Below are 26,226 nucleotides of genomic sequence, written 5' to 3'. Positions count from 1 at the left end.
GAGAGTTTGAAAAAAAAATTAGCATTTCTTCCGCTACAGTCTTCAAAGACCGTTTCTGAAAAAGATTGAAAATAGCTCTAAAAAAGCTTATAATATAAGCTATAAAACGACAGAAGGCTTCTAGGAGGATTAATTTTGAAGAAGGTTCATTTTTTTATCATTTACGGCTGTGTCTGCTTTGTACTGATTGGCGGAACCTTTCTCTATACTTACTTTAAGCCTGGAGGAATCGCAGAAGCTCTTGAATCCCGCTTTAAGCTGTCGGCTGTGGTGGATGCATCCTTGAAAAAATTCGATCATGATAGTTTCTACATGGATCGGCTGTCTGAGTCGACCTATCTAGAAGGCTACAAAAAAAGAAAAGCTGAGACAGTTAAACAGCTGACTGTTTCAGATTCACCTTATTTAGCCAAGCTTTACGAAACCTATGATGATCAAGAACTGACCCATTATTTCAGTGAGGATCGGATGTACTTGGAAGAAAAGGATGGATTTGAGACCATTGATGACACCGACTCCCGGAAACATATTGATGGCTATTCGGGCATGTCCTCCTTTAAGGCTTTGCTGCAGGTCATGGTAGATAATGAGTCAGAACTGACTAAGAAAAAAGTGGATGGGGGCTATGAGTTTTCGGTGACAGCAGAAGGTGATTTGGCCTATGATCTTATCGATGCCTTCTACTATGCTTATAATGATGAACATTATGATACGACCATCGACATTGAGAAGTGTCAGGTCGCCTTTGTGGTTGACCCTAAGACTCGGACCATTCGCTCTATTGATATGACCATGGATTTGGACGAAGATACAGCCTTAGATGGAGAATTGATTTACTTCAAGCAGCGGGCTGTCTTCAAGGACTATGGCAAGGCTAAAGTTCATCTTCCAAAGAAAATCAAAGAAAAAGAAGCAAAATCAGCTGTTTAAAGGCTGATTTTTTTGTGCAAAAGTTTTTTTGTTGCAGATTTTTAAGGGGATGGCTTGATTTTAAATTTTTAAAAATTACCTTTTAGTGATATAATAAAGGTGATATCCTACAGAAAAGAGATAATTGATGACAAATTACGCGATTATTTTGGCTGCGGGTAAGGGTACTCGCATGAAGTCAGATTTGCCAAAAGTGCTGCACAAGGTTGCAGGGATTTCCATGCTGGAACATGTTTTCCGCAGCGTCAATGCTATTAATCCAGAAAAGACCGTGACAGTCGTTGGCCACAAGGCGGAGCTAGTTGAGCAAGTCTTGGCAGGTCAGACAGACTTTGTCCGTCAGACCGAGCAGTTGGGAACTGGTCATGCCGTTATGATGGCCGAGCCTGTTTTGGAAAATCTGACAGGTCAGACGCTGGTCATTGCTGGCGACACTCCTTTGATTACAGGAGAAAGCCTGAAAAATCTGATTGACTTCCATATCAACCACAAGAATGTTGCGACTATCCTAACAGCTGAAGCAGATAATCCTTTCGGCTATGGCCGTATCGTTCGCAATCAACATGACGAAGTTTTGAAAATTGTTGAGCAGAAGGATGCTTCTGACTTTGAGCAGCAAATCAAGGAAATCAATACAGGGACTTACGTCTTTGACAATGCTCGTCTCTTTGAAGCCCTCAAAAATATTAATACTAATAATGCTCAAGGCGAATACTATATCACAGATGTGATTGGTATTTTCCGCGAAAATGGTGAAAAAGTCGGCGCTTATACGCTCAAAGACTTTGATGAAAGTTTGGGGGTTAATGACCGCGTGGCTCTAGCTACAGCTGAAAGTGTTATGCGCCGTCGGATTAACCAGCAGCATATGGTCAATGGTGTCAGCTTTGTCAATCCTCATGCGACCTATATCGATGTGGATGTAGAAATTGCGCCAGAGGTTCAAGTTGAAGCAAATGTGACCCTGAAAGGTCAGACCAAGATTGGGGCAGAGACTATCCTGACTAATGGTACCTACATCGTGGACTCTGTCATTGGAGAGCGGACCGTTATCACCAACTCCATGATTGAAGAATCAAGTGTTGCAGATGGAGTAACGGTAGGGCCTTACGCTCATATCCGTCCAGGTTCTAGTCTGGCTAAGGATGTCCATGTCGGAAACTTTGTTGAAGTTAAAGGATCGTCAATTGGCGAAAATACCAAGGCTGGTCATTTGACCTACATTGGAAACTCTGAAGTTGGCGCTAATGTCAACTTTGGTGCAGGTACCATTACGGTCAATTATGATGGTCAGAAGAAGTACAAGACTATCATTGGCGACAATGTCTTTGTTGGTTCCAACTCGACCATTATTGCTCCAGTTGAGCTAGGTGACAACTCACTGGTCGGTGCGGGTTCTACTATTACCAAGGACGTACCAGCAGATGCCATTGCTCTGGGACGTGGCCGTCAGATTAACAAGGAAGATTATGCTAAGCGTCTTCCTCATCATCCTCAAAATAAGTAGGTTCAGTCATGGAATTTGAAGAAAAAACCGTCCAACGTACGGAAATTTATCAGGGACCGATTTTTAAAGTGGTTCGCGACCAGGTAGAGCTGCCGGAGGGCAAAGGTCAGGCCCAAAGGGATTTGATTTTTCATAATGGGGCGGTGGCTGTAATTGCTATCACCCCGGAAAATAAGATGATTTTAGTCAAGCAGTACCGCAAGGCCATTGAAGCGACTTCTTACGAGATTCCAGCTGGGAAACTTGAGCTAGGAGAGAATGCAGATCCCCAAGCGGCTGCCCTCCGAGAATTAGAAGAAGAGACCGGCTATACAGGACAGCTGGAGTTGGTCTATGATTTTTACTCTGCCATCGGTTTTTGCAATGAAAAAATCAAGCTCTACAGCGCCAGCCATTTGACAAAGGTCGAAAACCCTCGTCCCCAAGACGAAGATGAAACCTTGGAACTTTTTGAAGTCAGTCTGGAGGAGGCACATCAGTTGCTGCAAAACGGTGACATCTCCGATGCCAAGACTATCATGGCCCTTCAGTACTGGGAACAAAAAAATCTGAATAAATAGGAACGTAGATCAATGGGAAAAGCTTTATTAACAGATGAAATCATTGAGCGGGCTAACCGCGGTGAGGATATTTCGGGGCCGCCTCTCATGGATGACGAGGAAACCAAGATTCTTTCAACTGGCAGAAGCTCCTTTAGCTCGCAGCAGTCTAGCCGACAGGATACTCAGTTTGGTTATCAGAGCCCTCAAAACCGCTTTGGTTATGAAGAAGCTCGGTCTCAGCAGAATCAGAGTCGTTTTGGCTATCAGACTGCTCAAAACCAAGGGGAGTTTACAGATGAGACTCTGCACATTGAGGTAGATCCGACCGTGACTAAGAGCCGTCGGATTGAAAACCAAAAGCGGAGCCTCTTTCAAGCCAAACTCAATAAGATTCTCTTTTGGGTGGTCATCCTGCTGATTGGTTTGATTGCTGCTATTATTTGGTGGCCTTAAAAACCAGCTTTATTGCACTTAAAAGGAAGCCTAGCCTGTCTATGCTTCTTTTTCATCAGATGATTTGAGGTATTATTTGAGGTATTATATGAAAATTGGAATTATCGCAGCCATGCCTGAGGAGTTGAAGATTCTATTGGAGCATTTAGAAAACCCGCAGAAGCACCTGCGTTTGGGCCATGTCTATCATACGGGCTCTATTGGCTACCATGAAGTGGTGTTGGTCGAAAGTGGGATTGGCAAAGTTATGTCCGCTATGAGTGTGGCTGTTTTGGTCAATGACTTCAAGGTCACAGCCGTGATTAACACAGGCTCAGCTGGAGCAGTGGCAGAAGGTCTGGCTATCGGCAACGTGGTGGTCGCAGATCGTCTGGTCTACCATGATGTGGACGTGACGGCCTTTGGCTATGACTACGGTCAGATGGCGCGGCAGCCGCTCTATTTTGAAGCGAGCCGCTATCTGGTTGCTGAAATGAAGAAAATTTTTGAAAAAACCCATCAAAATGCAAGAGTAGGTTTGATTGCGACAGGTGACAGCTTTGTTGCTGGTCAAGACAAAATTGACCGCATCAAGGAGCATTTTCCAGATGTCCTTGCTGTCGAGATGGAGGGCGCAGCTATTGCTCAAGCTACACATTCGATTGGCCTGCCTTTTATGGTTATTCGCGCCATGAGTGATACGGCAAGTCATGATGCCAATGTCACTTTTGATGAATTCATTCTTGAAGCTGGTAAACGCTCGGCAGAAACCCTGATTCAGTTTCTGAAAGAGTTAGTTTAAGGGAGAGATAGTATGTACAAAGAGTCTTATTTTGATGGTGGTCTCTTTTCTTACATGGGTCATGTGATTTTGGCTACCTTGATTACAGTATTTACGCTGGGAATTTGTGCACCTTGGGGCATGTGTATTCTGTATAATTGGAAGATAAAACATACAGTTATTGACGGGCACCGTCTTTACTTTGACGGTACTGCTATGCAACTTTTTGGGAATTGGATCAAGTGGTGGTTGCTGACCATTGTTACCTTTGGTATTTATGGATTTTGGCTGAAGATCAAGCTGACCCAGTGGATTACCAAGCATACACATCATGCGAATTGAGAACAAGCAAGCGAGACTTAAGTGGCTCGCTTTTCCTTTTCTTCTGTCTTGCCAAAAAATCCCTTTTGATGGTATAATCAAGGAACTGCAATCAATGATAGAGGAGAAAAAATGAGTATCTTAGAAGTAAAAAATCTCAGCCACGGTTTCGGAGACCGGGCTATTTTTGAGGATGTATCCTTCCGCCTCCTTAAGGGTGAGCATATCGGCTTAGTCGGTGCCAATGGTGAGGGAAAGTCAACCTTTATGAGCATTGTGACGGGTAAAATGCTGCCAGACGAAGGTAAGGTCGAGTGGTCCAAGTATGTGACGGCTGGCTATCTGGACCAGCATGCTGTGCTGGAGCAAGGTCAGTCTGTCCGTGATGTCTTGCGTACGGCCTTTGACGAGCTTTTCAAGACCGAGACTCGTATCAATGAAATCTATATGAGTATGGCTGAGGAAGGAGCTGATGTTGATGCCCTGATGGAAGAAGTGGGCGAGCTGCAGGACCGCTTGGAGAGCCGAGATTTCTATACCCTAGATGCCAAGATTGACGAGGTCGCACGGGCTCTAGGTGTCATGGACTACGGGATGGAAAGCGATGTAACGGAGCTATCTGGTGGGCAACGGACTAAGGTTCTCTTAGCCAAGCTGCTTCTGGAAAAACCGGATATCTTGCTCTTGGACGAGCCAACCAACTATCTGGATGCGGAGCACATTGACTGGCTCAAGCGTTATCTACAGAACTATGAAAATGCCTTTGTTCTGATCTCGCATGATATTCCTTTCCTGAATGACGTCATTAATATCGTCTATCATGTGGAAAATCAGCACTTGACTCGTTATTCTGGTGATTATTACCAGTTCTTAGAGGTCTATGAGATGAAAAAATCTCAGCTAGAAGCAGCCTACGAGCGGCAGCAGAAAGAAATTGCGGACCTCAAAGACTTTGTAGCTCGTAATAAAGCCCGCGTAGCGACCCGTAATATGGCCATGTCCCGCCAAAAAAAGCTGGATAAGATGGACATTATTGAGCTGCAGAGTGAGAAGCCAAAGCCTACCTTTGACTTCAAGCCTGCCCGCACACCTGGCCGTTTTATCTTCCAAGCCAAAGATTTGCAGATTGGTTACGACCGACCGCTGACCCAGCCCCTTAACCTGACCTTTGAACGCAATCAGAAGGTGGCTATCATCGGGGCAAACGGAATTGGGAAAACAACCCTGCTCAAGAGCTTGCTAGGGATTATCCCGCCTATCGCAGGTCAAGTCGAGCGCGGGGACTATCTGGAGCTGGGTTATTTCGAGCAGGAAGTCGAAGGCGGCAATCGTCAGACACCGCTGGAAGCAGTCTGGAACGCCTTTCCGGTTCTTAACCAAGCAGAAGTCCGAGCAGCTCTGGCCAGATGTGGCCTGACTTCCAAACATATCGAGAGCCAGATTCAAGTCCTTTCAGGTGGAGAGCAGGCCAAGGTCCGCCTTTGCCTCCTCATGAACCGAGAAAATAATGTTCTGGTGCTGGACGAGCCGACCAACCACCTGGATGTCGATGCCAAGGAGGAACTCAAACGGGCGCTGAAAGAATACAAGGGCAGTATCCTCATGGTCTGTCACGAGCCTGATTTCTATGAAGGCTGGATGGACCAGATCTGGGATTTTAACCAGTTGACTTGATAAAATTTAATAAAAGAAAAGAGACGGTTCATTGCGAGTCGTCTCTTTCTGTTACTAATAATTCAAAAACTGCTCGATTTCCTGCTTCTCAATCTGTTTGCCATGCTGGCAGACAGGGCAGGTGAGGTAATGTTTTCTACCGTAAGGAAAGGTTGGAATCCAATAGAGTGTAAACTTTCGGCCGGTTTCAATAATTTCCCAAGGTGCTACATTGTGGCAGTTGGCACACTCGATACTGCTTTGGGTCTGTCCTACGTTTTTCTGATAACCTTTATATCCCCAGATAATCATATTGATTTCCCTCCTTTATTGGTTGGGCAGCAAGCTTATTTGCTGAAGTCATAGTCCTTGATAATCTCGATTTTTTCAATCTTGATATCTTTTTTAGGCTTGTCATTGTCGTCTGTTTCTGCAGCAGCGATTTTGTCCACCACATCCATCCCTTCCAGCACTTGGCCGAATACGGTATAAGCTCCGCCATCTAAAGTAGGATTTCCACCGTTTTTATAGGCTTCTATGATTTTAGCTGGGAAAGAATCCGTAGACATTTGGCTAGACAGGTCTTTCTTGCTTTGGTTGATGAAGAACTGACTGCCATTGGTACCAGGGCCTGCATTGGCCATGGATAGGGCACCACGAATATTATAGAGATATGGAGAATACTCATTTTTAAAGCCGTTTCCAGAGTCTTTAGACTTGTCTTTGCCCTTCCAGATAGACTCACCCCCAGTGCCGTCACCTTTAGGGTCTCCGGTCTGAATCATAAATTCATTGATGACGCGGTGGAATATAATGCCGTCATAGTAGCCTTCCTTGGCATGAGTTAGGAAGTTTTCAACGGCCAGTGGGGCTTGTTTTGGAAAGAGCTTAATGCGGATGTCGCCTTCAGTCGTTACCAACTTGACTTCCGCTTCATCTTCAGCAACTTCTGTAGATAGCTGCGGGAAGTTGGCATTTTCGTTGGTCATGGCATCCTTGAGTTGCTCACGGAGTTTGCTGGTTTCCTCCGGGTCAGAGCTAGAGCTCACTAGAGAGGAACTGCTGGATGAGTTGGAGGAGCTAGTAGTCTCCTCTTCTTTGCCTTTACCAGAGCAGCCAGCCAAGATAAATCCTGATAAGAGGCCGATAAGAAGAATTTTTTTCATATAAAACCTTTCTCGCATTAGATTGTAAACTACTGATATTTTACTACAATTAGGCTAGTTTTTCAAACCCTCCTGTGTCAGACAATCCAGAAGCAGATTTTTAAGTCCTGCTGGCCGTAAGTTCAGGCCGCAAATTGCTTCTATGTCTAGCCATTCGGGTTGATAGATATTCTGGGCATGCCTGCGAAGGGCTTCCTCACCCTGAATCATTGGAGCTGATGTATGGCTGATAGTGGCATGAAAATAGATTTCTAAGCGTTGGCCATTTCTGAAAGTAAAGGCTGGCTGCAGCTGCTTTTCAGACAAGCTCCAACCCAGCTCTTCCTGAATTTCTCTCTGAGCTGCTTGGACTGCAGTCTCACCTGACTCGGCTCCGCCGCCCGGTATCACAAAATACTCTTCTCCATTTTTCCAGCGGTGGATGAGCAGTATCTGCTTGGTTTGGGGATTGTAAAGAATGACTCCGGCTCGCATTATCTTACTCCTGAAATGTTTTTACTGTTAATTAGAATTCACTCTATTCTAACACAAGAACAAGAGTTTTGCTGGGACTTTCTAAAAGTATGGTAGAGTGAACAAATTCATCTTGATCTAATTAATTTTTATCTGAAGAGAGAGTTTAATAGCAGGCGAACTTGTGCATAGAGAAATGTTATGGTAAAATAAACAGTGTAAAAATAATAAGGAGTGTTTTCCATGGAGAAAAGACTGACAAGAGATGTCAACAACAAGAAAATCGCTGGTGTATGTGCTGGTATCGCAAACTACTTTGATTTGGATCCAACCTTGGTCCGTATTCTTTGTATTGTTTTTTGCTGTGCAGCAGGTACAGGTGTCTTGGCTTACTTGATTGCCTGGGCTGTTATGCCAGAGGCTTAATAAGAATTTTGTGATAGTGAAATGAGAACTGGTTAGCCCAGTTCTTTTTACGTGGATAAATAAGTTTTTTGCTTCTGATCTAGATAAAAGATTTCTCATCTAAGACTCAAATATGGTATAATAAGGGTTATGGCAACAAAGAAAAACACGAAAAAAGGCCGGACTACTCGTAGGCCGACAAAAGCAGAATTAGAAAGACAAAAAGCAATAAAGAGGATGATTGCCACCTTTGTGTTGGCTCTTATTCTTTTGTTTGCAGCGATTAAGCTGGGTGCCTTTGGAGTCACTATTTATAATATGATTCGCCTCTTGGTGGGAAGCTTAGCTTATCTGGCTATTCTGGCCAGCTTTGGCTATCTCTTTTTTTTCAAGTGGCTGCACAAGCACGAGGGGACGGTTTCAGGATTTATCAGCCTCTTTTTGGGACTGGAGTTAATTTTCCAAGCTTATTTCGTCAGTGTGTTGAAGCTAGAAGGGACTGCTGTCTTATCCACAACTCTAGGCAGGGTCTTGACTGATCTGACAGCCTTTAAGGTCAGCTCCTTCGCGGGTGGCGGCCTGCTGGGTTCTCTCTTATACGCACCTATCTCTTTCCTTTTTTCAAATATCGGTTCTTATTTCTTCGGCCTGCTGCTCATTCTTTTAGGCGGCCTGCTTATGAGCCCTTGGTCTATCTATGACATTTCTGAAAAAGCTATGGCAGCCTTTCAAAATTGGAGAGAAAAGCAGGAAGAAAAGCGTCAGCTCCGTTTCCTGGAGCAGGAAGAAAAAGCTGCACAGGCAGCTATGCAAGCCATTGAAGTAGAGCAAGAAGAAGCAGATGTCGATCCTGAAACAGGAGAAATTTTAGATGACGAGGACTTGTCAGATACGGCTGTGGACTTTGACGAGGAAGACTATGAGGAACCGGGAGAGTATGACCCTCATGAGCCTCTGGACTTTGGTCGCGAAGAAGAGACGGACGAGGCTGACTCGGACGTAGAGGTAGAAGTGGACTTCACCGCCAAGGAAAGTCTGGACTACAAGCTGCCGACCATCAACCTCTTTGCGCCTGACAAGCCTAAAAACCAGTCTAAAGAAAAACGCATTGTCCGAGACAATATTAAGATTTTGGAAGAAACCTTTGCTAGTTTTGGCATCAAGGCTGCTGTTGAGCGGGCTGAAATCGGACCTTCCGTCACTAAGTACGAGGTCAAGCCAGCTGTTGGTGTTCGGGTCAATCGGATTTCCAATCTGGCTGATGACTTGGCTCTTGCCCTAGCTGCTAAGGATGTGCGGATTGAAGCGCCGATTCCTGGGAAATCCCTAGTCGGGATTGAAGTACCCAACTCTGAAGTTGCGACCGTGACTTTCCGAGAACTTTGGGAACAGTCGAAAACGGATGCCAGCAAGCTCCTAGAAATCCCACTTGGGAAGGCTGTCAACGGCTCTGTCCGCTCCTTTGACTTGGCTAAGATGCCCCATCTCTTGGTAGCGGGCTCTACTGGTTCTGGAAAATCTGTGGCCGTCAACGGTATTATCGCCAGCATTCTCATGAAAGCCAGACCGGATGAAGTCAAGTTTATGATGGTGGATCCTAAGATGGTGGAGCTGTCCGTTTATAATGACATTCCCCACTTGCTGATCCCTGTTGTGACCAATCCTCGCAAGGCCAGTCGTGCATTGCAAAAGGTTGTAGACGAGATGGAAAACCGCTATGAACTCTTCTCCAAGGTCGGTGCCCGTAACATTGCTGGCTACAATGCTAAAGTAGCCGAGTACAATGCTCAGTCAGAGTACAAGCAGGTTCCCCTGCCTTTAATCGTCGTCATCGTGGACGAGTTGGCTGACCTTATGATGGTGGCCAGCAAGGAAGTGGAAGATGCCATTATCCGTCTGGGACAAAAAGCGCGTGCGGCTGGGATTCACATGATTCTGGCTACCCAGCGGCCATCTGTAGATGTGATCTCGGGGCTGATTAAGGCCAATGTGCCGTCTCGAATTGCTTTTGCAGTCTCCAGCGGGACAGACAGTCGGACCATTCTGGATGAAAATGGAGCGGAAAAACTCTTGGGCCGAGGAGACATGCTCTTTAAGCCTATTGATGAAAACCATCCGGTTCGTTTGCAGGGCTCCTTTATCTCAGATGAAGATGTGGAGCGAATCGTAGCCTTTGTCAAAAATCAAGCTGAAGCTGATTATGATGATAGCTTTGATCCTGGTGAAGTATCTGAAAGTGATTTGGATACTGGTGGGGGCGATGATGGAGGAGATCCGCTTTTTGAAGAAGCCAAGGCCTTGGTTATCGAGACTCAGAAAGCCAGCGCATCTATGATTCAGCGGCGACTCTCGGTCGGCTTTAATCGGGCCACTCGCCTTATGGAAGAACTTGAAGCGGCAGGCGTTATCGGTCCAGCCGAGGGAACCAAGCCGAGAAAGGTTTTGCAGACAAATTGATTCTAATTTCACTAGTCTGCCAGCAAGATAGCCATTTGATAAAAACAAATCTGCCAGCAGTCAGCCGGCAGATTTTCTCTACTTTTTTGTTAAGGAAAGGAAAAAGAAGACATGAAACTAGACACCATTCACCATATTGCGATTATTGGCCATGATTATGCTAAGACTAGGGAGTTTTATGTGGACAAGCTGGGCTTTGAGCAGCTGGATGAGCACCATCGGCCGGACAAGCAGGATATTCTCTTTAATGTTCGCAAGGGAAATCTGACTCTGGAAATTTTTATCAAGGAAGAAGCACCCAAGCGGCCAGCCTTGCCTGCTCCAGAACATACTGGTTTGCGGCATCTGGCCTTCCGAGTGACGAATGTCGAAGAAACGCTAGAGGAATTTGACCGTTTGGAGATTCCTCATACCGAGCTGCGTTATGATGACTTTGACGGCCGTAAGATGGCTTTCTTCTTTGATCCGGATGGCCTGCCTCTGGAGATTCACGAATAAAACTAGGAAAATCGGGAGGACCTTCTTTCACGGCAAAAGAAGGACTTGTAAGTCCCGCATATGAAAACCCATCGGCTATCTTATGACCGATGGGTTTTGTTTTACATTGTTACAAAAAGAGTCCAATGACCATGGCTAGGTACATGAAGAAGGTCAGAAGAAAACCAGCCCGCCAGAAGAACTTGAAAAACTTGGGATAGTAGAAGCTCCGTTTTTTCTTTAGGAAATAAATGGTAATGGCGATAGCGAGAACTGAGAGAGCTAGGGTCAGCTGGGGCAGCAAGCTATGATAGTAGGCCTTGTCTGAAATGATATAAAATTCCACAACAAAAAGCGGAAAAGCCAAGTCCGCAAAGTTTAAACCGTATTTTCTTAATTGAAAAACTCGCACAGTAATAGTGGTTAAAATCAAAGTTAAAAAGATAAATAAAATCGAAGCAATCTTTAATAGTGTCATAAGATTATTTTACCACAAAAAATTCAAAAAAGAAGATAAAATTCCTTGCATTTAACAAAGTTTAGTGTATAATAGAAAGGTATGCGAAAAGCATACTTGTGGGAGGTAAAAATCTTTATTTACCGCCAAAACCACAAAGGAGGATTTAAAAATGGCTAAAAAAGTCGAAAAACTTGTAAAATTGCAAATCCCTGCTGGTAAAGCTACTCCAGCTCCACCAGTTGGTCCTGCGCTTGGTCAAGCCGGTATCAACATCATGGGATTCACTAAGGAGTTCAACGCTCGTACAGCTGATCAAGCTGGTATGATTATTCCAGTTGTTATCTCAGTATACGAAGACAAATCATTCACTTTCGTGACTAAGACTCCACCAGCTGCTGTTCTTCTGAAGAAAGCTGCAGGTGTTGAAAAAGGTTCTGGTGAGCCAAACAAAACGAAAGTTGCAACAGTTACTCGTGCGCAAGTACAAGAAATTGCTGAAACTAAGATGCCAGATTTGAACGCTGCAAACATCGAGTCTGCAATGCGTATGATTGAAGGTACTGCTCGTTCTATGGGATTCACTGTTGTTGACTAATCAATAACGTTCATCCCATTTGCCCGCACTACACTTGATCAGATTGACGAGTGACGTGGGAGATGAAAATCGATTGAACCACTTACAAGGAGAAAGATAAAATGGCTAAAAAAAGCAAACAACTTCGTGCTGCTCTTGAAAAGATCGACAGCACAAAAGCATACAGCGTAGAAGAAGCTGTAGCACTTGCAAAAGAAACTAACTTTGCAAAATTCGATGCAACTGTAGAAGTTGCTTACAACCTGAACATCGACGTTAAAAAAGCTGACCAACAAATCCGTGGCGCAATGGTATTGCCAAACGGAACTGGTAAAACTTCACGCGTTCTTGTTTTCGCACGTGGAGCAAAAGCTGAAGAAGCAAAAGCTGCTGGTGCAGACTTCGTTGGTGAAGATGACCTCGTTGCAAAAATCAACGACGGTTGGTTGGACTTTGATGTAGTAATCGCTACACCTGATATGATGGCACTTGTAGGTCGCCTTGGACGTGTCCTTGGACCTCGTAACTTGATGCCAAACCCTAAGACTGGTACTGTAACAATGGACGTTGCAAAAGCAGTTGAAGAGTCTAAAGGTGGTAAGATTACTTACCGTGCAGACCGTGCAGGTAACGTACAAGCTATCATTGGTAAAGTTTCATTTGAAGCTGACAAGTTGGTTGAAAACTTCAAAGCTTTCAACGACACAATCCAAAAAGCGAAACCAGCTACTGCTAAAGGTACTTACGTAACTAACCTGACTATCACTACTACACAAGGTGTTGGTATCAAGGTTGACGTAAACTCACTTTAAGAATTAAATTGAACTGCCTTCGGGTAGTTCTTTTTTTGAAATAAAAACGCTGATAGCGATTACAAACTCATAGAAACATGTTATAATAATATCGAATCAATTTATTTTATAACAAAAGGAGACGGTGTCATGAAAAAAGATCAGAACCAGCTAACTTGGCTGATGGTATCTCTGATTGCTTTTAATATGGTCTGGGGTCTGGGAAATGTGGTTAATAACTACTCCCAGCAGGGTATTTCGGTAATTGTTTCTTGGATTCTTATCCTGGCTATTTACTTTATTCCCTATGCTCTCATCGTGGGGCAGCTAGGCTCGACTTTTAAGGAGAGCGGAGGCGGTGTCAGTGACTGGGTGGAGAAGACCTCTACCAAGCGACTGGCGTATTTTGCGGCCTGGACTTACTGGGTGGTGCATATTCCCTATCTAGCTCAGAAACCTCAGGGAGTTTTGATCCCGTTGGGCTGGGCCATTCAGGGAAATGGAGACTTTTTGAGCAGTCTTGATATTCATTGGATCGTTATTCTTAGCTTGCTGATTTTCGGTGCTTTTCTCTACTTGTCTACCAAGGGACTGTCCACGCTCAAGGTGATTGGGGGGCTAGCTGGCAGTGCCATGCTGATTATGTCTTTCCTCTTCGTCCTCTTAGCGGTCGGGGCTCCTTTTATCAAACCTGATATGCAGTTTGCGACGGCCAATATGGATAAGCTTAGCACTTACATTCCCAACTTTGACTTCTCTTATTTCACGACTATCTCCCTCTTAGTCTTTGCGGTCGGCGGGGCTGAGAAAATATCTCCTTACGTTAACCAAACACGCAATCCAGCCAAGGAATTTCCAAAGGGGATGATTGTCATGGCTGTCATGGTTGGTGCATCTGCTATCCTAGGCTCTATAGCTATGGGCATGCTTTTTGATGGCAGCAATATTCCTGAAGACCTGATGAGAAATGGTGCTTATCAAGCCTTCCAAAAGCTGGGCAACTATTGGGGAGTGGGCAATGTACTAGTAGTCATCTATGCCCTGACCAATATGGTTGGACAGATTGCAGCACTGGCTTTCTCTATTGACGCGCCTCTGCAAATCATGCTCAATAATGCTGATGAAGAGTTTGTCCCAAGTTGGCTGCGCAAGAGAACATCAAAAGGAGTCCTCATTAACGGTTACATCCTGACAGGGATTTTAGTTAGCTTCTTGATTATTCTGCCTATCTTTGGAATCAAAGAAATTGACGGCCTAGTCAAATGGATGACCAACCTCAACTCCATTGTTATGCCAATGCGGTATCTCTGGGTATTCCTGGCCTACATGATGTTGAACAAGGCCTGGAAGAAGTACAAGGATGCCGAGTACAAGTTTACCAAAAATCCAAAAGTTGGCTTTGCCATCGGAGCTTGGTGCTTCCTCTTTACAGCCTTTGCCTGCATTTTAGGGATGGTTCCGAAAGTGGACTTTGCCAAAGACCCAGCTGGCTGGCAATTCTCTCTCTTGACAAATATCCTGACGCCAATCGTCTTGATCAGTCTGGGTGTCATCCTGCCACTCTTAGCTAAACGAGAAAAGAAACAGTCGGTCAAGCAGTGAGTAGACCTTGTAAAAGATGATTGAAATATTCATTCCCAGTCCTATCTGATGATGGGGCTGGTTTTTCTGTGAAATGAGCTTGCCTGCTCTGCTATTTTACTAAAAGGAAAAAAGAAAAATTTCAGTGATTTAACTATATAAAAATCACAAAATGTGGTAAAATAGTACAGATAAAATAAGGAGTAAAAAAATGGTAGAACCTAAGTATAAGCGTATTTTGATTAAGTTGTCAGGTGAAGCTCTTGCCGGTGAAAAAGGCGTTGGTATTGATATTCAAACTGTTCAGAAGATGGCGGAAGAAATCAAAGAAGTTCACGATTTGGGAGTTCAGATTGCTCTGGTTATCGGAGGTGGAAACCTTTGGCGGGGTGAGCCGGCAGCGGAAGCGGGCATGGACCGTGTGCAGGCCGACTATACTGGTATGTTGGGCACTGTCATGAATGCGCTGGTAATGGCGGATTCGCTGCAGCAGGTCGGTGTAGATACGCGCGTGCAGACAGCGATTGCTATGCAGCAGGTAGCTGAACCTTATATCCGAGGTCGGGCTCTTCGTCATCTGGAAAAAGGCCGTATAGTCATTTTCGGTGCAGGTATTGGTTCTCCTTATTTTTCAACCGATACAACCGCTGCCTTGCGCTCAGCAGAGATTGAAGCAGATGCGATTCTCATGGCTAAAAATGGCGTGGACGGTGTCTATAATGCCGATCCTAAGAAGGATAAGACCGCTGTTAAGTTTGATGAACTGACCCACCGGGATGTTATCAGCAAGGGACTGCGGATTATGGACTCGACGGCTTCGACCCTGTCTATGGACAATGACATTGACTTGGTTGTCTTTAACATGAATGAGCCGGGCAATATCAAACGCGTTGTTATCGGTGAGCAAATCGGAACAACAGTATCAAATAATTTATAAGAACGGAGATTAGAAACTCATGGCAAATGCAATTGTAGAAAAAGCAAAAGAAAGAATGACCCACTCGCACCAAAGTCTGGCTCGTGAATTTGGCAGCATCCGTGCAGGCCGCGCCAATGCCAGCCTTTTGGACCGCATCCATGTGGAGTACTATGGAGTAGAAACTCCGCTCAACCAAATCGCTTCGATTACGATTCCGGAAGCGCGTGTTCTTTTGGTGACACCTTTTGACAAGTCTTCTATCAAGGACATTGAGCGTGCGCTTAATGCTTCTGACCTGGGTATTACGCCAGCCAGCGATGGCTCTGTGATTCGTTTGGTCATTCCAGCTCTGACAGAGGAAACTCGCCGTGATTTGGCTAAAGAAGTGAAAAAGGTCGGTGAAAATGCTAAAGTTGCTATCCGCAACATCCGCCGCGATGCTATGGATGAAGCTAAGAAGCAGGAAAAAGCTAAAGAAATCACTGAAGATGAATTGAAGACCTTGGAAAAGGATATTCAAAAAGTAACGGACGATGCTGTCAAACATATCGATGAAATGACAGCAAACAAAGAAAAAGAACTTTTAGAAGTTTAACATTTTTATCAAAATCAAAACTCAGTTGGCTTTGGCTGACTGAGTTGTTTTAACATCAAAAATCCTTGCCCAGTTTGAAGAAGCAAGGTAGAAAATAGGTCTATATGAATACAAATCTTGCCAGCTTCATCGTGGGTATCATCACGGATGAAAATGATCGCTTTTACTTTGTTCAAAAGGACGGTCAGGTTTACGCTCTTTCTAAGGAAGAGGGGGCGCATGAGCTGGGTCAGTCTGTCAAAGGCTTTGCCTACAGCGATATGAAGCAGAAGCTTCGCCTGACAACTCTTGAAGTTACAGCTAATCAAGACCAGTTTGGCTGGGGAACAGTAACGGAGGTCCGAAAGGATCTAGGTGTCTTTGTCGATACCGGTCTGCCGGATAAGCAAATTGTCGTGTCACTAGACATCTTGCCAGAAATCAAGGAACTCTGGCCTAAGAAAGGCGACCGCCTTTATATCCGTCTGGATGTGGACAAGAAAGATCGCATCTGGGGCCAACTGGCTTATCAAGAGGATTTCCAGCGTCTGGCTCGTCCTGCCTACAATAACATGCAAAATCAAAACTGGCCAGCTATCGTTTATCGGCTCAAGCTTTCTGGCACCTTTGTCTACCTGCCGGAGAATAATATGCTGGGCTTTATTCATCCGAGTGAGCGCTATGCAGAGCCTCGTCTCGGTCAGGTCTTGGACGCACGGGTGATTGGCTTCCGTGAAGTAGACCGCACGCTTAACCTCTCCCTCAAGCCTCGTTCCTTTGAAATGCTGGAAAATGATGCCCAAATGATTCTGACCTATCTGGAGAGCAATGGCGGCTTCATGACTTTGAACGACAAGTCTTCACCAGACGACATCAAGGCCACCTTTGGCATTTCCAAAGGCCAGTTTAAAAAAGCTCTGGGTGGGCTGATGAAAGCTGGTAAAATCAAGCAGGACCCGACTGGAACGGAGTTGGTGTGAGGATTCTTATCTGATTATGATACTGTTTTATATTATTCCTCTAATAGTAATTTTATTTCTATGCTGCTATATATTCATTCCTTTTTTAGCATATTTTGTTATATACCCAACAATTTTATTATACTTTCCTTTGAAATATTTGTTTAATAAAATCTGGCATAAAATGGAAATAAATACAGCTACAGTTAGAATTAATTGGTTAAGAAAGAGTTTGATTTGGATAGAAAATAAAATTTCGTTAAAAAATAACAAGTTTATTGGTTATGTTTTAAATACGCCGTTGTTTATATATATGACGATACTTTTAATTGCTACATTTATTTCTCCGATACCAGCGAGTATTATCTATAATATTTTTCATATTAAAATTAATGGCGACTTATTAGTTTTTGTAACCGCTGAATTTTTGATATTATTAAATTACTTAGAAATTATTTTATTAAGTAGTATTAACGAAGAGATAAGTAACAGTAAAAAAATTGAATTTAATAAAAACCAAGCATTAAAAGACCTAGAACTACATGAAAGTTTTTTAAAAAGTATCATAAAGCCCTTGTCTTTATTAAGTTTTTTATCAGCTCTAGTTGGAATGGGGAATGTCTTATTTCCTGAAATTAAATATGAAATTTTTAAAATTTTTCAGGAAAATTCAAATGAACATATTACAATATGGTCGATTTATTTAATAGCTGTGTTGTTTTATTGTGCTATAAACTATTTTATGCTTCAGTTTGTGAAACATGTTGTAGTTAATATTGAGAACTATTCTGGATTTTATAAGGTATTAATAAAGTTCTCTAAATCACTTTTTTAACAAATTTATAGAAAGGAACCTATGAGAAAATCTTTTTACAGCTGGCTGATGACAGAGCGTAATCCTAAGAGTAAGGAGCCAAAGGCTATTTTGGCGGATTTGGCTTTTCAGGATACGGCCTTTCCCAAGCATACGGATGATTTTGATGAGGTCAGTCGTTTTCTGGAGGAGCACGCAAATTTTTCCTTTAACTTGGGTGAGTTTGATGCTATTTGGGAAGAGTATCAGGCCAATTAAGCAGATAATTGCTGGGAATAGTCATTTTCTGCTTGCTTTGATATAATAAAGGTAATTCATTTAATAAAAAAAATAGAGAGGTTCTTTGTTTGCAGGAACATTCAGTAGAATTGAAACTGGGCCATCCAGATGATGCCTTTCATCTTTTTGGCTCTAATGAACGCCATCTGCGCTTGATGGAGCAGGAATTGAAGGTAACCATCCATGCCCGAACCGAGATTGTGCAGATTTTAGGTACGGAGGCTGCCTGCGAGGAGACTCGACAGGTCATTCAGGCTCTCTTGGTTTTGGTCAATCGTGGCATGACCATTGGAACACCCGATGTTGTGACAGCCATTACCATGGTCAAAAATGATGAAATTGATAAGTTTGTAGCTCTTTACGAAGAAGAGATTATCAAGGACAGCTATGGCAAGCCGATTCGGGTCAAGACACTTGGTCAGAAAATCTATGTAGACAGCGTTAAAAATCATGATATCGTCTTTGGGATCGGGCCGGCTGGAACAGGGAAGACCTTTCTGGCGGTGACCTTGGCGGTGACAGCTCTCAAGCGTGGGCAGGTCAAGCGAATTATCTTGACGCGGCCGGCAGTAGAAGCTGGTGAGAGTTTGGGTTTTCTGCCTGGTGACCTTAAGGAAAAGGTTGATCCATATCTGCGTCCGGTCTATGATGCCTTGTATCAGATTTTGGGCAAGGACCAGACAACGCGCCTTATGGAGCGAGAAATCATTGAGATTGCGCCCCTAGCCTATATGCGGGGGCGGACGCTGGATGATGCCTTTGTTATTCTGGACGAGGCACAGAATACTACCATCATGCAGATGAAGATGTTTCTGACACGTCTCGGCTTTCAGTCCAAGATGATTGTCAATGGAGATATTAGCCAGATTGACCTGCCTCGCAATGTTAAGTCCGGCCTCATTGATGCTCAGGAGAAATTGAAGAACATCTCCCAGATTGATTTTGTTCATTTCTCAGCTAAGGATGTCGTTCGTCATCCAGTGGTGGCGGAGATTATCCGAGCTTATGAACCAACTCCTGTTAAAGAGGCTGCAACTGAGCCAGAAGAAATGGAATAAGAGAACTAAATATCAGTTCACATCGGCCATGATATAGAATTTTTAAGGTTTATAAAATGATTAAAAGTGATTATCAGGAAAGATAGAATTTTAAAAAGAGGTAGAAGATGGATTGGTATGATTACATGATTAACGCTTCTAGGCAATCAAGATTTAACGCCAGTCATTGGTTTCGTTACCTTAGAAAGGTTATTTTTGAAGATAGTTCTTATTTGACTGACAAAGATGTGGAACGTTTGTTGTCTTCAAAAGAGTTGACAGATTTTCAAAAGGTTAGTCTGAAATATGCTCTACAAGAACACACTCCCACGCATGAGTATGTGGTTTCTTTAAACAAACCTGCTAAGTTAACAAATGTTCAAGAGCTGATGGAGAAATACAAGCATGGATAAAATGAAACCAGTTTTTGAAGCCTTAAATCAAGAATTGGCCCAAGCCAACCTTACTTTGACTATTATCTGTGTTGGGGGCTATGTATTGGAACATCATGGCTTGCGAGCAACCCAAGATGTAGATGCTTTTTACCAAGAAAACCAAAAAATCAACGAGATTATTTCAAGAGTAGGACAACGATTTAATCTCAATACTCATGAAGAACTTTGGCTCAATAATAATGTAGCGAACATGAACAAGCAACCTGCGGTTGAGTTATGTGAGATCTTATATATTTTTAGTCATTTAACGGTTTTAATGGTTCCGATTGAATATGTTTTAGGGATGAAAATGATTAGCATTAGAGAGCAGGATTTGAAAGACATCGGAGCTATTATCAAATACAAAGATTTTCATTCCCCATTCAATACCTTTGAGGACCTGAGAAAGTTAGGTTTTGATACGATTGATTTTTCAGTTCTTTTAGAAGGTTTTAGTCATGCCTATGGTATGGAATGGCTAGAGGAATTTTTCAAAGAAAATCAAGAAAAGCTAAAGAGGTATTACTAAAGAAAGCTTTGATTTTTATCTAATAGTATACGAAAAGAGCAGATTTATTTCTGCTCTTTTTTGTGAGATTGGTTTTAAAGTTGAAATAATCAACTAAACGAGTTCGTCAATAGATGTGTAGTCCTTGTTGAGGCCTTCTGCAACTGGCTGACTGGTGATGTGACCTTGGTAGGTTGTGACACCTTGGCGCAGTCCTTGGTCATCTGCAATAGCTTGTTTGAAGCCTTTTTCTGCCAAAGCCTCTACATAAGGAAGGGTAACATTGGTCAGGGCGATGGTAGAAGTGCGGGCTACGGCACCAGGGATATTAGCAACTGCATAGTGGAGGACGCCATGTTTTTCGTAGACAGGTTCGGTGTGGGTCGTCACGCGGTCGGCTGTTTCAATGACACCGCCTTGGTCAACGGCTACGTCTACAATGACAGAGCCAGGACGCATTTGCTTAACCATATCGTCTGTCACCAGTTTTGGAGCCTTCGCACCTGGAATGAGGACGGCACCAATCACGACATCTGCTTCTCGAACGCTAGCTTCGATATTGAAAGGATTAGACATGAGGGTCTGGATTTGATGGCCGAAGACATCTTCTAAGACAGACAGACGCTTAGCGCTGATATCCAGAATAGTCACTTGAGCGCCCAGTCCTAGAGCGATACGAGCAGCATGCGTTCCTACGACACCGCCACCGATGATGGTAACTTTTCCTTTTGGAACGCCCGGTACACCGCCGAGAAGTACGCCAGATCCACCTTCGCGCTTAGTCAGGAAGTGGGCTCCGATTTGGACAGCCATCCGGCCAGCTACCTCACTCATAGGTACCAAGAGTGGCAGTTGTCCATCTTGGTCGCGGACAGTTTCGTAGGCCAGACCAGTCGTCTTGGCACTTGTCATAGCATCTGCTAGCTCAGGAGCGGCAGCCATGTGCAGGTAGGTAAAGAGTAAGAGGTCATCGCGGAGGAAGCTATATTCGGCTGCTAGAGGTTCTTTGACCTTGACCACCAGCTCAGCTGCCCACGCTTCTGCAGCAGTAGGGACGATTTTTGCACCTTGCTTTTCATAGTCTGCATCTGTAAAACCAGATCCCAGCCCAGCATTTGTCTCAATCAGAACTTCATGGCCTTTACCAACGAGGCTATGAACACCAGCTGGTGTCAGAGCGACACGATTTTCATTGTTTTTGATTTCTTTTGGAATACCGATTAACATAACAAATATGCTCCTTTTTTAAGATGTTTTTATTGTATATGAAAACGCTTTAAAAATCAAGAAAAAATCGGAGCGGTTTGCTTTCATTAGTGAATTGTGCTATTCTGTTAAGAAAAACTAGGAGGTCCTGATGGAAAATATCTATGTCAAACTGGCTCGTCATACCAGACTGGAAACTGAGCGGTTGATTCTGCGTCCAGTGACCTTGGAAGATGCCCCAGCGATGTTTGAGTACGCTTCGGATGAGGAAAATACTCGCTATACCTTTGAGACTAACAAAAGCCTGGAAGAAACACGCAATAATATCGCTCTCTTTTATCTGGCCAATCCTCTGGGGCGCTGGGGAATAGAAGTGAAGGAAAGCGGCAAATTCATTGGGACTATTGACCTGCATAAGATCAGGCTGGACTTGAAAACAGCGGCTATCGGCTATGTAATCAATAAAAAATACTGGAATCAGGGTTATACGACAGAGGCCAATCGCGCAGTCATCAAGCTGGCTTTTGAGGAAATCGGGATGAACAAACTTGTAGCGCTGCACGATGTGGATAATCCAGCATCTGGCCGGGTTATGGTCAAGTCTGGTATGAAATATTCCCACGAAGAGCCTTACGCATCACTAGACAAGCATGAGCAAGGCCGCATTGTGACACGGGTTCATTACTATCTGACTAAGGAAGATTATTTTGCAAAAAAATGAGAAAGGATATTGACAAGCACCTATCTACATGATATATTAGATAGGTACGCTGATTTAGCTCAGTTGGCAGAGCGCATCCATGGTAAGGATGAGGTCGCCGGTTCGATCCCGGCAATTAGCATCTTGTAGGACAAGGTTGGGTTTTCCCAGCCTTTTCTTTTTGCCAATGATAGCAGGTAGTGAAAGGCAAAGTTTCGGGAAGAGATTAAATAAAAAAAGATCTGCTTTTGTCTTTGTGGTGAGAGGTTGATAAATCTGCTCTGCTATTTTCCAAAACCCTGCCCTCGGCTCCCTAAAGTGAGCCAAAATATGATATAATAAGGTAATACTAGCAAAGCGGGTAAGATATGTATATCGAAATGGTAGATGAAACGGGTCAGGTTTCAGAAGAGATTCTTAAACAGACTCAGGAAATTTTGGAGTTTGCGGCCCAGAAAACGGGCAAGGAAAATAAGGAAATGGCTGTGACTTTTGTCAGCAATGCGCGCAGTCATGAACTAAACTTGGAATATAGAGATACGGATCGGCCGACGGATGTGATCAGCTTGGAGTATAAGCCTGAGCTGGACATCGCTGTTGACGAGGAGGATTTGCTGGACCACCCTGAGCTAGCTGAGATGCTGGAAGATTTTGACGCCTATATCGGCGAGCTGTTCATTTCAGTGGACAAGGCGCGTGAGCAGGCAGAGGAATACGGCCACAGCTTTGAGCGGGAGATGGGCTTTTTGGCAGTGCATGGTTTTCTGCATATCAACGGCTATGATCACTATACGCCGGAAGAAGAAGCAGAAATGTTTGGATTACAGGAAGAAATTTTAACTGCTTATGGACTCACAAGGAAATAACAAACGCAAATGGAAAAATCGAGATGTGGTCTCGAGTCTGGAATTTGCTTTAACCGGTATTTTTACAGCCTTTAAAGAGGAGCGCAACCTGCGTAAGCATGTCCTTTCAGCTCTGGTAGTGATAGTTGCGGGACTGATTTTTGACTTGTCTGCGATAGAGTGGCTCTTTCTCTTTTTGAGCATTTTTCTGGTCATTGCCTTTGAGATTGTCAATTCTGCCATTGAGAATGTCGTGGATCTGGCCAGCGATTACCACTTTTCTATGCGGGCAAAGAATGCCAAGGATATGGCGGCGGGAGCTGTTCTGGTCGTGTCTGGCTTTGCTGTTGTGACGGGACTGATTATTTTTGTTCCCAAGATTTGGGATTGGATTTTTTAAAGATTTGAAAATCGGGGGAGACTGCCGATTTTCTGCTGTTTTTATGGAAATAATAGAGGTGAAATAATGACTTTTAAATCAGGTTTTGTAGCTATTTTAGGACGTCCTAATGTTGGGAAATCCACCTTTTTGAATCATGTTATGGGGCAAAAAATTGCCATCATGAGCGATAAGGCTCAGACCACTCGCAATAAAATTATGGGGATTTATACAACGGATAAGGAGCAGATTGTCTTTATCGACACGCCGGGAATCCACAAGCCTAAGACGGCTCTAGGCGATTTTATGGTGGAAGCAGCCTACAGCACCCTGCGTGAGGTGGATACCGTCCTCTTCATGGTGCCAGCTGATGAGCCGCGTGGCAAGGGCGATGACATGATTATCGAACGCCTGAAAGCGGCTAAGGTGCCAGTTATTTTGGTGGTTAATAAGATTGATAAAGTCCATCCGGATCAGCTTTTAGCGCAAATTGATGATTTCCGTCAGCAGATGGACTTCAAAGAAATCGTGCCGATTTCAGCCCTGCAGGGCAATAATGTTTCTCATCTTATTGACATCCTTAGTGAGAATCTGGAGGAAGGCTTCCAGTATTTCCCAGAAGACCAGATTACCGACCATCCGGAGCGCTTTCTGGTGTCAGAGATGATTCGGGAAAAGGTTTTGATGCTGACGCGGGAGGAAATTCCCCACTCAGTCGCAGTGGTTGTTGACAGCATGAAGCGAGACGAAGAGACGGACAAGGTCCATATCCGAGCGACTATCATGGTGGAGCGCGATAGCCAAAAAGGCATTATCATTGGTAAAGGCGGTTCCATGCTGAAGAAAATCGGATCCATGGCTCGGCGCGATATTGAGCTCATGCTGGGGGACAAGGTCTTCCTAGAAACTTGGGTCAAGGTCAAGAAAAACTGGCGGGACAAGAAGCTGGACTTGGCGGACTTTGGCTATAATAAGAAGGAGTATTGATAAATAAACAGAAATGGAACATAGGGTTAAATTTTATGGGACCAATGATTTATCAATTTCTTCTTACCTTAGTAGAATGGAGAAAATCTTTGATTTATATATAGAGCAAAAGAAAAAGATTAGTAATTTTACAGATGCTATTGAACTTGATAATACTCTTAAAATCTTTGATTCAGCTAATTATTCTACAAATTGGCCAGAAGAATATATTGACAAAGTTAATTCTTATGAAAATGTATTAAAAAGAAATATTAATGAATTTTATGGTAGAGCATCGAGTGAATTGATTTTAAGATATATGATTCTGTTGAAAGATGAATACGAATATCGAGAAGATTTTTTTGACATTTTTTGTAGATTCAACTACGGTTCAAAAATATCTGAAATTTGGTTTGAAGAAGTTTTTTGGGAAAGCGGGTTACCATTATATTATTTATTAAAAAATAAATATTTTTGTAACATGTATCCAAAATTTATTAGGGAAGCTTTTCTTGCAAAAACGAAACATCTTGAATATCTTTTAAGTAATTATATAAATTCATCTAGACAGTCTTACTGTATACCTGATAATATATCTTCCGATGAGTGGAACGAACTTTTATCTGATTATATAAATAGTATAGAAGCAAATCCAAATTATCTTAGGCTTCTTTTAATGCCAATTCAAGAACTCGGTACCAAATATTTTAAAGTTACACGAAATCAGAAGTCAGACATTCAAGAAATATTAAAACTATTTTATCAAAGTTTTGATAAATCTGAAGCAGGACTTCATGTGATTTTTGAAGTATATTTTGATAGAAATTTATATGAAAAAAAGATTGTTGAATATAGTGATAAAAGTCCATTTTCACCACCAGAATTGATTGATAAAAGTATTATTAATAATTTAATGAAATCTAGTGGGGAAAAAGTCGATGAGCAATTGACCTTGTATATGGTATCTTTGGTTGATTACGAAAAAATAAAAAGCAAGCATGATTATACTAGTTTATTCACATATTTTTTAAAAGATTCTGAAGTTTTCTCAAAGAAAAGGATGTCAAGCTTGCCAAGTTTCCCTAATAAAGAGACATTAGGAGTCGTAAAATCTACGTTGATGTTAACTAGGAATTCTTATCAAGATACTCAATATTTTAAAATGAAGCTACAGTTAGTCTCATTCAAGATTCGTGCTTATCAGAGATTATTTAGTGAGTTTGATTTAAGTATTGAACAGGTAGTGGATTGGTTTTTCTTTCAATACTGCGATGAATTGAAGATAAAGTGGTTACCTTTTAGTTTTTCACCTCATGATGATGCGATTGATAATAAAACAGCAACAATTTTTAGGAATGAAGAAAAAATAAGAAAACAATATCTGTTACTAATGGAAGATGGTGAAATTAGTAGAGAACAATATAATTTGTTAGACTCAACTCCAAATGTAGGGAATCTATCTAGTAATATTCCTAAAAAGTATGCGTATATTAACAATAATTCTGATATTAAAAATATTTTGTTTTTATTATTTTCTGATCAATCTCATTTGGCCTATATCAATGAACGAAAAAACGGTAAAAATTTTGTAGAATTAATCACAAATAACATTGTAAGGAAAGAAGATTTCTTAAGAGTTGATAGAGCCAAAATACAATTTTTAGTTGACAATGAAATACTATCTGAAAAAAATGATAGGCTTGTTTTTTTAAACAATAAAGAAATTGGTGTATTACAAGATCTATATTTGTATGATGAAGTAAGCTATTTTAACTCAGATAATGATGAGAAAGCAATTTTAGACTGCCTTTCTGAGAAAGGTATGATTGAATTTGAGAGTAAGCTTTTTTCAAAAAGCGAAGCAAATTATTTAAATTTTCTATTGAATAATAGTAAGTTTGATAATAGTTTGGCAATAAGGAATAAGTATCAACATGGTTCACCCTCATATGAATCAGAAGAAATGTATCAAATTGATTACTCTATTGCTTTATTAATTTTAGTAATATATATTGTTAAAATTGATGAAGAACTATCTTACAAATTATCTGTTACTTGATTGAAAATAATGATTTA

General features: G+C 42.6%; 31 protein-coding genes and 1 tRNA gene. 27 read left to right on the top strand and 5 right to left on the bottom strand.

What is annotated here, in order from left to right; genetic code table 11:
• Positions 1-135 precede the first annotated feature (135 nt).
• The 7 genes from K4I03_RS03880 to K4I03_RS03850 all read left to right on the top strand — a co-directional run bounded on the left by K4I03_RS03880 (position 136) and on the right by K4I03_RS03850 (position 6,187).
• A complete protein-coding gene (locus K4I03_RS03880) occupies positions 136-930 on the top strand; it encodes a hypothetical protein (protein WP_227963792.1) in 795 nt (264 codons plus the stop codon).
• 127 nt (positions 931-1,057) lie between these two features.
• Positions 1,058-2,437, top strand: a complete 1,380-nt coding sequence (gene glmU / locus K4I03_RS03875; RefSeq protein WP_227963791.1) for a bifunctional UDP-N-acetylglucosamine diphosphorylase/glucosamine-1-phosphate N-acetyltransferase GlmU — start codon at positions 1,058-1,060, stop codon at positions 2,435-2,437.
• Positions 2,438-2,445: 8 nt separating this feature from the next.
• Positions 2,446-2,997, top strand: a complete 552-nt coding sequence (locus K4I03_RS03870; protein WP_227963790.1) for an NUDIX hydrolase — start codon at positions 2,446-2,448, stop codon at positions 2,995-2,997.
• 12 nt (positions 2,998-3,009) lie between these two features.
• Entirely contained in the window at positions 3,010-3,432 is a 423-nt protein-coding gene (gene macP / locus K4I03_RS03865; protein ID WP_227963789.1) for a cell wall synthase accessory phosphoprotein MacP, read from the top strand.
• A gap of 88 nt (positions 3,433-3,520) precedes the next feature.
• On the top strand, positions 3,521-4,213 hold the full coding sequence (locus K4I03_RS03860) for a 5'-methylthioadenosine/adenosylhomocysteine nucleosidase (protein ID WP_227963788.1): 693 nt from the start codon (positions 3,521-3,523) through the stop codon (positions 4,211-4,213).
• A 12-nt stretch (positions 4,214-4,225) separates the two neighbouring features.
• Positions 4,226-4,534 (top strand): DUF898 domain-containing protein, encoded by a 309-nt coding sequence (locus tag K4I03_RS03855; protein WP_227963787.1) that lies wholly within the window; start codon positions 4,226-4,228, stop codon positions 4,532-4,534.
• 111 nt (positions 4,535-4,645) lie between these two features.
• Positions 4,646-6,187: an ABC-F family ATP-binding cassette domain-containing protein gene (locus K4I03_RS03850; RefSeq protein ID WP_227963786.1), complete on the top strand. Its 1,542-nt coding sequence runs from the start codon at positions 4,646-4,648 to the stop codon at positions 6,185-6,187.
• Between the two features lie 54 nt (positions 6,188-6,241).
• On the opposite strand, the gene K4I03_RS03845 is transcribed toward K4I03_RS03850, so the two are convergent.
• Genes K4I03_RS03845 through K4I03_RS03835 form a run of 3 tightly spaced genes read right to left on the bottom strand, consistent with a single transcriptional unit; the run spans position 6,242 to position 7,806 of the window.
• Positions 6,242-6,478: a zinc-ribbon domain-containing protein gene (locus K4I03_RS03845; RefSeq protein WP_125338452.1), complete on the bottom strand. Its 237-nt coding sequence runs from the start codon at positions 6,476-6,478 to the stop codon at positions 6,242-6,244.
• Between the two features lie 35 nt (positions 6,479-6,513).
• Entirely contained in the window at positions 6,514-7,332 is an 819-nt protein-coding gene (locus tag K4I03_RS03840) for a peptidylprolyl isomerase (RefSeq protein ID WP_227963785.1), read from the bottom strand.
• Between the two features lie 54 nt (positions 7,333-7,386).
• On the bottom strand, positions 7,387-7,806 hold the full coding sequence (locus K4I03_RS03835) for an NUDIX hydrolase (protein WP_227963784.1): 420 nt from the start codon (positions 7,804-7,806) through the stop codon (positions 7,387-7,389).
• A gap of 222 nt (positions 7,807-8,028) precedes the next feature.
• On the opposite strand from K4I03_RS03835, the gene K4I03_RS03830 reads away from it, so the two are divergent.
• From K4I03_RS03830 to gloA2, 3 genes are all read left to right on the top strand, one after another.
• On the top strand, positions 8,029-8,211 hold the full coding sequence (locus K4I03_RS03830) for a PspC domain-containing protein (protein ID WP_002897145.1): 183 nt from the start codon (positions 8,029-8,031) through the stop codon (positions 8,209-8,211).
• A gap of 129 nt (positions 8,212-8,340) precedes the next feature.
• Positions 8,341-10,647, top strand: coding sequence for a DNA translocase FtsK (locus K4I03_RS03825; RefSeq protein ID WP_227963783.1), 2,307 nt, complete (start codon positions 8,341-8,343; stop codon positions 10,645-10,647).
• A gap of 111 nt (positions 10,648-10,758) precedes the next feature.
• On the top strand, positions 10,759-11,145 hold the full coding sequence (gloA2, locus tag K4I03_RS03820; protein ID WP_227963782.1) for an SMU1112c/YaeR family gloxylase I-like metalloprotein: 387 nt from the start codon (positions 10,759-10,761) through the stop codon (positions 11,143-11,145).
• Positions 11,146-11,254: 109 nt separating this feature from the next.
• Here the strand turns inward: gloA2 and K4I03_RS03815 are convergent, their stop codons facing one another.
• Positions 11,255-11,602 carry a DUF3397 domain-containing protein gene (locus K4I03_RS03815; RefSeq protein WP_002897148.1) on the bottom strand — a complete coding sequence of 116 codons (348 nt, stop codon included), beginning with the start codon at positions 11,600-11,602 and terminating at the stop codon, positions 11,255-11,257.
• 151 nt (positions 11,603-11,753) lie between these two features.
• On the opposite strand from K4I03_RS03815, the gene rplK reads away from it, so the two are divergent.
• The 11 genes from rplK to K4I03_RS03760 all read left to right on the top strand — a co-directional run bounded on the left by rplK (position 11,754) and on the right by K4I03_RS03760 (position 20,075).
• Positions 11,754-12,179 carry a 50S ribosomal protein L11 gene (gene rplK / locus K4I03_RS03810; RefSeq protein ID WP_002894851.1) on the top strand — a complete coding sequence of 142 codons (426 nt, stop codon included), beginning with the start codon at positions 11,754-11,756 and terminating at the stop codon, positions 12,177-12,179.
• 101 nt (positions 12,180-12,280) lie between these two features.
• Positions 12,281-12,970: a 50S ribosomal protein L1 gene (rplA, locus tag K4I03_RS03805; protein ID WP_002894855.1), complete on the top strand. Its 690-nt coding sequence runs from the start codon at positions 12,281-12,283 to the stop codon at positions 12,968-12,970.
• A gap of 129 nt (positions 12,971-13,099) precedes the next feature.
• Complete coding sequence (locus tag K4I03_RS03800; RefSeq protein ID WP_002909243.1) at positions 13,100-14,551, top strand: APC family permease; 1,452 nt, start codon at positions 13,100-13,102, stop codon at positions 14,549-14,551.
• 190 nt (positions 14,552-14,741) lie between these two features.
• A complete protein-coding gene (pyrH, locus tag K4I03_RS03795; protein ID WP_002894857.1) occupies positions 14,742-15,467 on the top strand; it encodes a UMP kinase in 726 nt (241 codons plus the stop codon).
• A 19-nt stretch (positions 15,468-15,486) separates the two neighbouring features.
• Positions 15,487-16,044: a ribosome recycling factor gene (frr, locus tag K4I03_RS03790; protein WP_002894858.1), complete on the top strand. Its 558-nt coding sequence runs from the start codon at positions 15,487-15,489 to the stop codon at positions 16,042-16,044.
• 104 nt (positions 16,045-16,148) lie between these two features.
• Positions 16,149-17,003 carry an RNA-binding virulence regulatory protein CvfB gene (gene cvfB, locus K4I03_RS03785; RefSeq protein ID WP_227963781.1) on the top strand — a complete coding sequence of 285 codons (855 nt, stop codon included), beginning with the start codon at positions 16,149-16,151 and terminating at the stop codon, positions 17,001-17,003.
• Between the two features lie 211 nt (positions 17,004-17,214).
• On the top strand, positions 17,215-17,817 hold the full coding sequence (locus K4I03_RS03780; RefSeq protein ID WP_227963780.1) for a hypothetical protein: 603 nt from the start codon (positions 17,215-17,217) through the stop codon (positions 17,815-17,817).
• A 21-nt stretch (positions 17,818-17,838) separates the two neighbouring features.
• Entirely contained in the window at positions 17,839-18,054 is a 216-nt protein-coding gene (locus K4I03_RS03775; RefSeq protein WP_227963779.1) for a YozE family protein, read from the top strand.
• A gap of 89 nt (positions 18,055-18,143) precedes the next feature.
• Positions 18,144-19,133, top strand: a complete 990-nt coding sequence (locus K4I03_RS03770; RefSeq protein ID WP_227963778.1) for a PhoH family protein — start codon at positions 18,144-18,146, stop codon at positions 19,131-19,133.
• Positions 19,134-19,240: 107 nt separating this feature from the next.
• On the top strand, positions 19,241-19,525 hold the full coding sequence (locus tag K4I03_RS03765) for a hypothetical protein (protein WP_223311713.1): 285 nt from the start codon (positions 19,241-19,243) through the stop codon (positions 19,523-19,525).
• Positions 19,518-20,075: a DUF6036 family nucleotidyltransferase gene (locus K4I03_RS03760; protein ID WP_227963777.1), complete on the top strand. Its 558-nt coding sequence runs from the start codon at positions 19,518-19,520 to the stop codon at positions 20,073-20,075. The genes K4I03_RS03765 and K4I03_RS03760 overlap by 8 nt, the downstream gene beginning before the upstream one ends.
• A gap of 93 nt (positions 20,076-20,168) precedes the next feature.
• On the opposite strand, the gene ald is transcribed toward K4I03_RS03760, so the two are convergent.
• Positions 20,169-21,281 (bottom strand): alanine dehydrogenase, encoded by a 1,113-nt coding sequence (gene ald, locus K4I03_RS03755; protein ID WP_227963776.1) that lies wholly within the window; start codon positions 21,279-21,281, stop codon positions 20,169-20,171.
• 130 nt (positions 21,282-21,411) lie between these two features.
• On the opposite strand from ald, the gene K4I03_RS03750 reads away from it, so the two are divergent.
• From K4I03_RS03750 to K4I03_RS03725, 6 genes are all read left to right on the top strand, one after another.
• A complete protein-coding gene (locus tag K4I03_RS03750) occupies positions 21,412-21,981 on the top strand; it encodes a GNAT family N-acetyltransferase (RefSeq protein WP_227963775.1) in 570 nt (189 codons plus the stop codon).
• A 48-nt stretch (positions 21,982-22,029) separates the two neighbouring features.
• Positions 22,030-22,102: transfer RNA gene (locus tag K4I03_RS03745), tRNA-Thr, on the top strand.
• Positions 22,103-22,328: 226 nt separating this feature from the next.
• A complete protein-coding gene (gene ybeY, locus K4I03_RS03740; protein WP_002916974.1) occupies positions 22,329-22,826 on the top strand; it encodes an rRNA maturation RNase YbeY in 498 nt (165 codons plus the stop codon).
• On the top strand, positions 22,807-23,205 hold the full coding sequence (locus K4I03_RS03735) for a diacylglycerol kinase family protein (RefSeq protein WP_002918638.1): 399 nt from the start codon (positions 22,807-22,809) through the stop codon (positions 23,203-23,205). The genes ybeY and K4I03_RS03735 overlap by 20 nt, the downstream gene beginning before the upstream one ends.
• A gap of 66 nt (positions 23,206-23,271) precedes the next feature.
• Complete coding sequence (gene era, locus K4I03_RS03730) at positions 23,272-24,171, top strand: GTPase Era (RefSeq protein WP_002894867.1); 900 nt, start codon at positions 23,272-23,274, stop codon at positions 24,169-24,171.
• A 76-nt stretch (positions 24,172-24,247) separates the two neighbouring features.
• Positions 24,248-26,209 carry a hypothetical protein gene (locus tag K4I03_RS03725; RefSeq protein WP_227963774.1) on the top strand — a complete coding sequence of 654 codons (1,962 nt, stop codon included), beginning with the start codon at positions 24,248-24,250 and terminating at the stop codon, positions 26,207-26,209.
• The last annotated feature ends 17 nt before the right edge of the window (positions 26,210-26,226 follow it).

This window comes from Streptococcus sanguinis, from assembly GCF_020729725.1.
Lineage (GTDB): Bacteria > Bacillota > Bacilli > Lactobacillales > Streptococcaceae > Streptococcus > Streptococcus sanguinis_V.
Note: the sequence above shows the minus strand (reverse complement) of the source record. Positions and strands in the feature narration are given on the sequence as shown.

Excerpts from the sequence above, each read along its gene's own strand:
- glmU (WP_227963791.1), top strand. The coding sequence starts at position 1,058 with ATGACAAATTACGCGATTATTTTGGCTGCGGGTAAGGGTACTCGCATG.
- K4I03_RS03870 (WP_227963790.1), top strand. The coding sequence starts at position 2,446 with ATGGAATTTGAAGAAAAAACCGTCCAACGTACGGAAATTTATCAGGGA.
- macP (WP_227963789.1), top strand. The coding sequence starts at position 3,010 with ATGGGAAAAGCTTTATTAACAGATGAAATCATTGAGCGGGCTAACCGC.
- K4I03_RS03860 (WP_227963788.1), top strand. The coding sequence starts at position 3,521 with ATGAAAATTGGAATTATCGCAGCCATGCCTGAGGAGTTGAAGATTCTA.
- K4I03_RS03855 (WP_227963787.1), top strand. The coding sequence starts at position 4,226 with ATGTACAAAGAGTCTTATTTTGATGGTGGTCTCTTTTCTTACATGGGT.
- K4I03_RS03850 (WP_227963786.1), top strand. The coding sequence starts at position 4,646 with ATGAGTATCTTAGAAGTAAAAAATCTCAGCCACGGTTTCGGAGACCGG.
- K4I03_RS03845 (WP_125338452.1), bottom strand. The coding sequence starts at position 6,478 with ATGATTATCTGGGGATATAAAGGTTATCAGAAAAACGTAGGACAGACC.
- K4I03_RS03840 (WP_227963785.1), bottom strand. The coding sequence starts at position 7,332 with ATGAAAAAAATTCTTCTTATCGGCCTCTTATCAGGATTTATCTTGGCT.
- K4I03_RS03835 (WP_227963784.1), bottom strand. The coding sequence starts at position 7,806 with ATGCGAGCCGGAGTCATTCTTTACAATCCCCAAACCAAGCAGATACTG.
- K4I03_RS03830 (WP_002897145.1), top strand. The coding sequence starts at position 8,029 with ATGGAGAAAAGACTGACAAGAGATGTCAACAACAAGAAAATCGCTGGT.
- K4I03_RS03825 (WP_227963783.1), top strand. The coding sequence starts at position 8,341 with ATGGCAACAAAGAAAAACACGAAAAAAGGCCGGACTACTCGTAGGCCG.
- gloA2 (WP_227963782.1), top strand. The coding sequence starts at position 10,759 with ATGAAACTAGACACCATTCACCATATTGCGATTATTGGCCATGATTAT.
- K4I03_RS03815 (WP_002897148.1), bottom strand. The coding sequence starts at position 11,602 with ATGACACTATTAAAGATTGCTTCGATTTTATTTATCTTTTTAACTTTG.
- rplK (WP_002894851.1), top strand. The coding sequence starts at position 11,754 with ATGGCTAAAAAAGTCGAAAAACTTGTAAAATTGCAAATCCCTGCTGGT.
- rplA (WP_002894855.1), top strand. The coding sequence starts at position 12,281 with ATGGCTAAAAAAAGCAAACAACTTCGTGCTGCTCTTGAAAAGATCGAC.
- K4I03_RS03800 (WP_002909243.1), top strand. The coding sequence starts at position 13,100 with ATGAAAAAAGATCAGAACCAGCTAACTTGGCTGATGGTATCTCTGATT.
- pyrH (WP_002894857.1), top strand. The coding sequence starts at position 14,742 with ATGGTAGAACCTAAGTATAAGCGTATTTTGATTAAGTTGTCAGGTGAA.
- frr (WP_002894858.1), top strand. The coding sequence starts at position 15,487 with ATGGCAAATGCAATTGTAGAAAAAGCAAAAGAAAGAATGACCCACTCG.
- cvfB (WP_227963781.1), top strand. The coding sequence starts at position 16,149 with ATGAATACAAATCTTGCCAGCTTCATCGTGGGTATCATCACGGATGAA.
- K4I03_RS03775 (WP_227963779.1), top strand. The coding sequence starts at position 17,839 with ATGAGAAAATCTTTTTACAGCTGGCTGATGACAGAGCGTAATCCTAAG.
- K4I03_RS03765 (WP_223311713.1), top strand. The coding sequence starts at position 19,241 with ATGGATTGGTATGATTACATGATTAACGCTTCTAGGCAATCAAGATTT.
- K4I03_RS03760 (WP_227963777.1), top strand. The coding sequence starts at position 19,518 with ATGGATAAAATGAAACCAGTTTTTGAAGCCTTAAATCAAGAATTGGCC.
- ald (WP_227963776.1), bottom strand. The coding sequence starts at position 21,281 with ATGTTAATCGGTATTCCAAAAGAAATCAAAAACAATGAAAATCGTGTC.
- K4I03_RS03750 (WP_227963775.1), top strand. The coding sequence starts at position 21,412 with ATGGAAAATATCTATGTCAAACTGGCTCGTCATACCAGACTGGAAACT.
- ybeY (WP_002916974.1), top strand. The coding sequence starts at position 22,329 with ATGTATATCGAAATGGTAGATGAAACGGGTCAGGTTTCAGAAGAGATT.
- K4I03_RS03735 (WP_002918638.1), top strand. The coding sequence starts at position 22,807 with ATGGACTCACAAGGAAATAACAAACGCAAATGGAAAAATCGAGATGTG.
- era (WP_002894867.1), top strand. The coding sequence starts at position 23,272 with ATGACTTTTAAATCAGGTTTTGTAGCTATTTTAGGACGTCCTAATGTT.
- K4I03_RS03725 (WP_227963774.1), top strand. The coding sequence starts at position 24,248 with ATGGAGAAAATCTTTGATTTATATATAGAGCAAAAGAAAAAGATTAGT.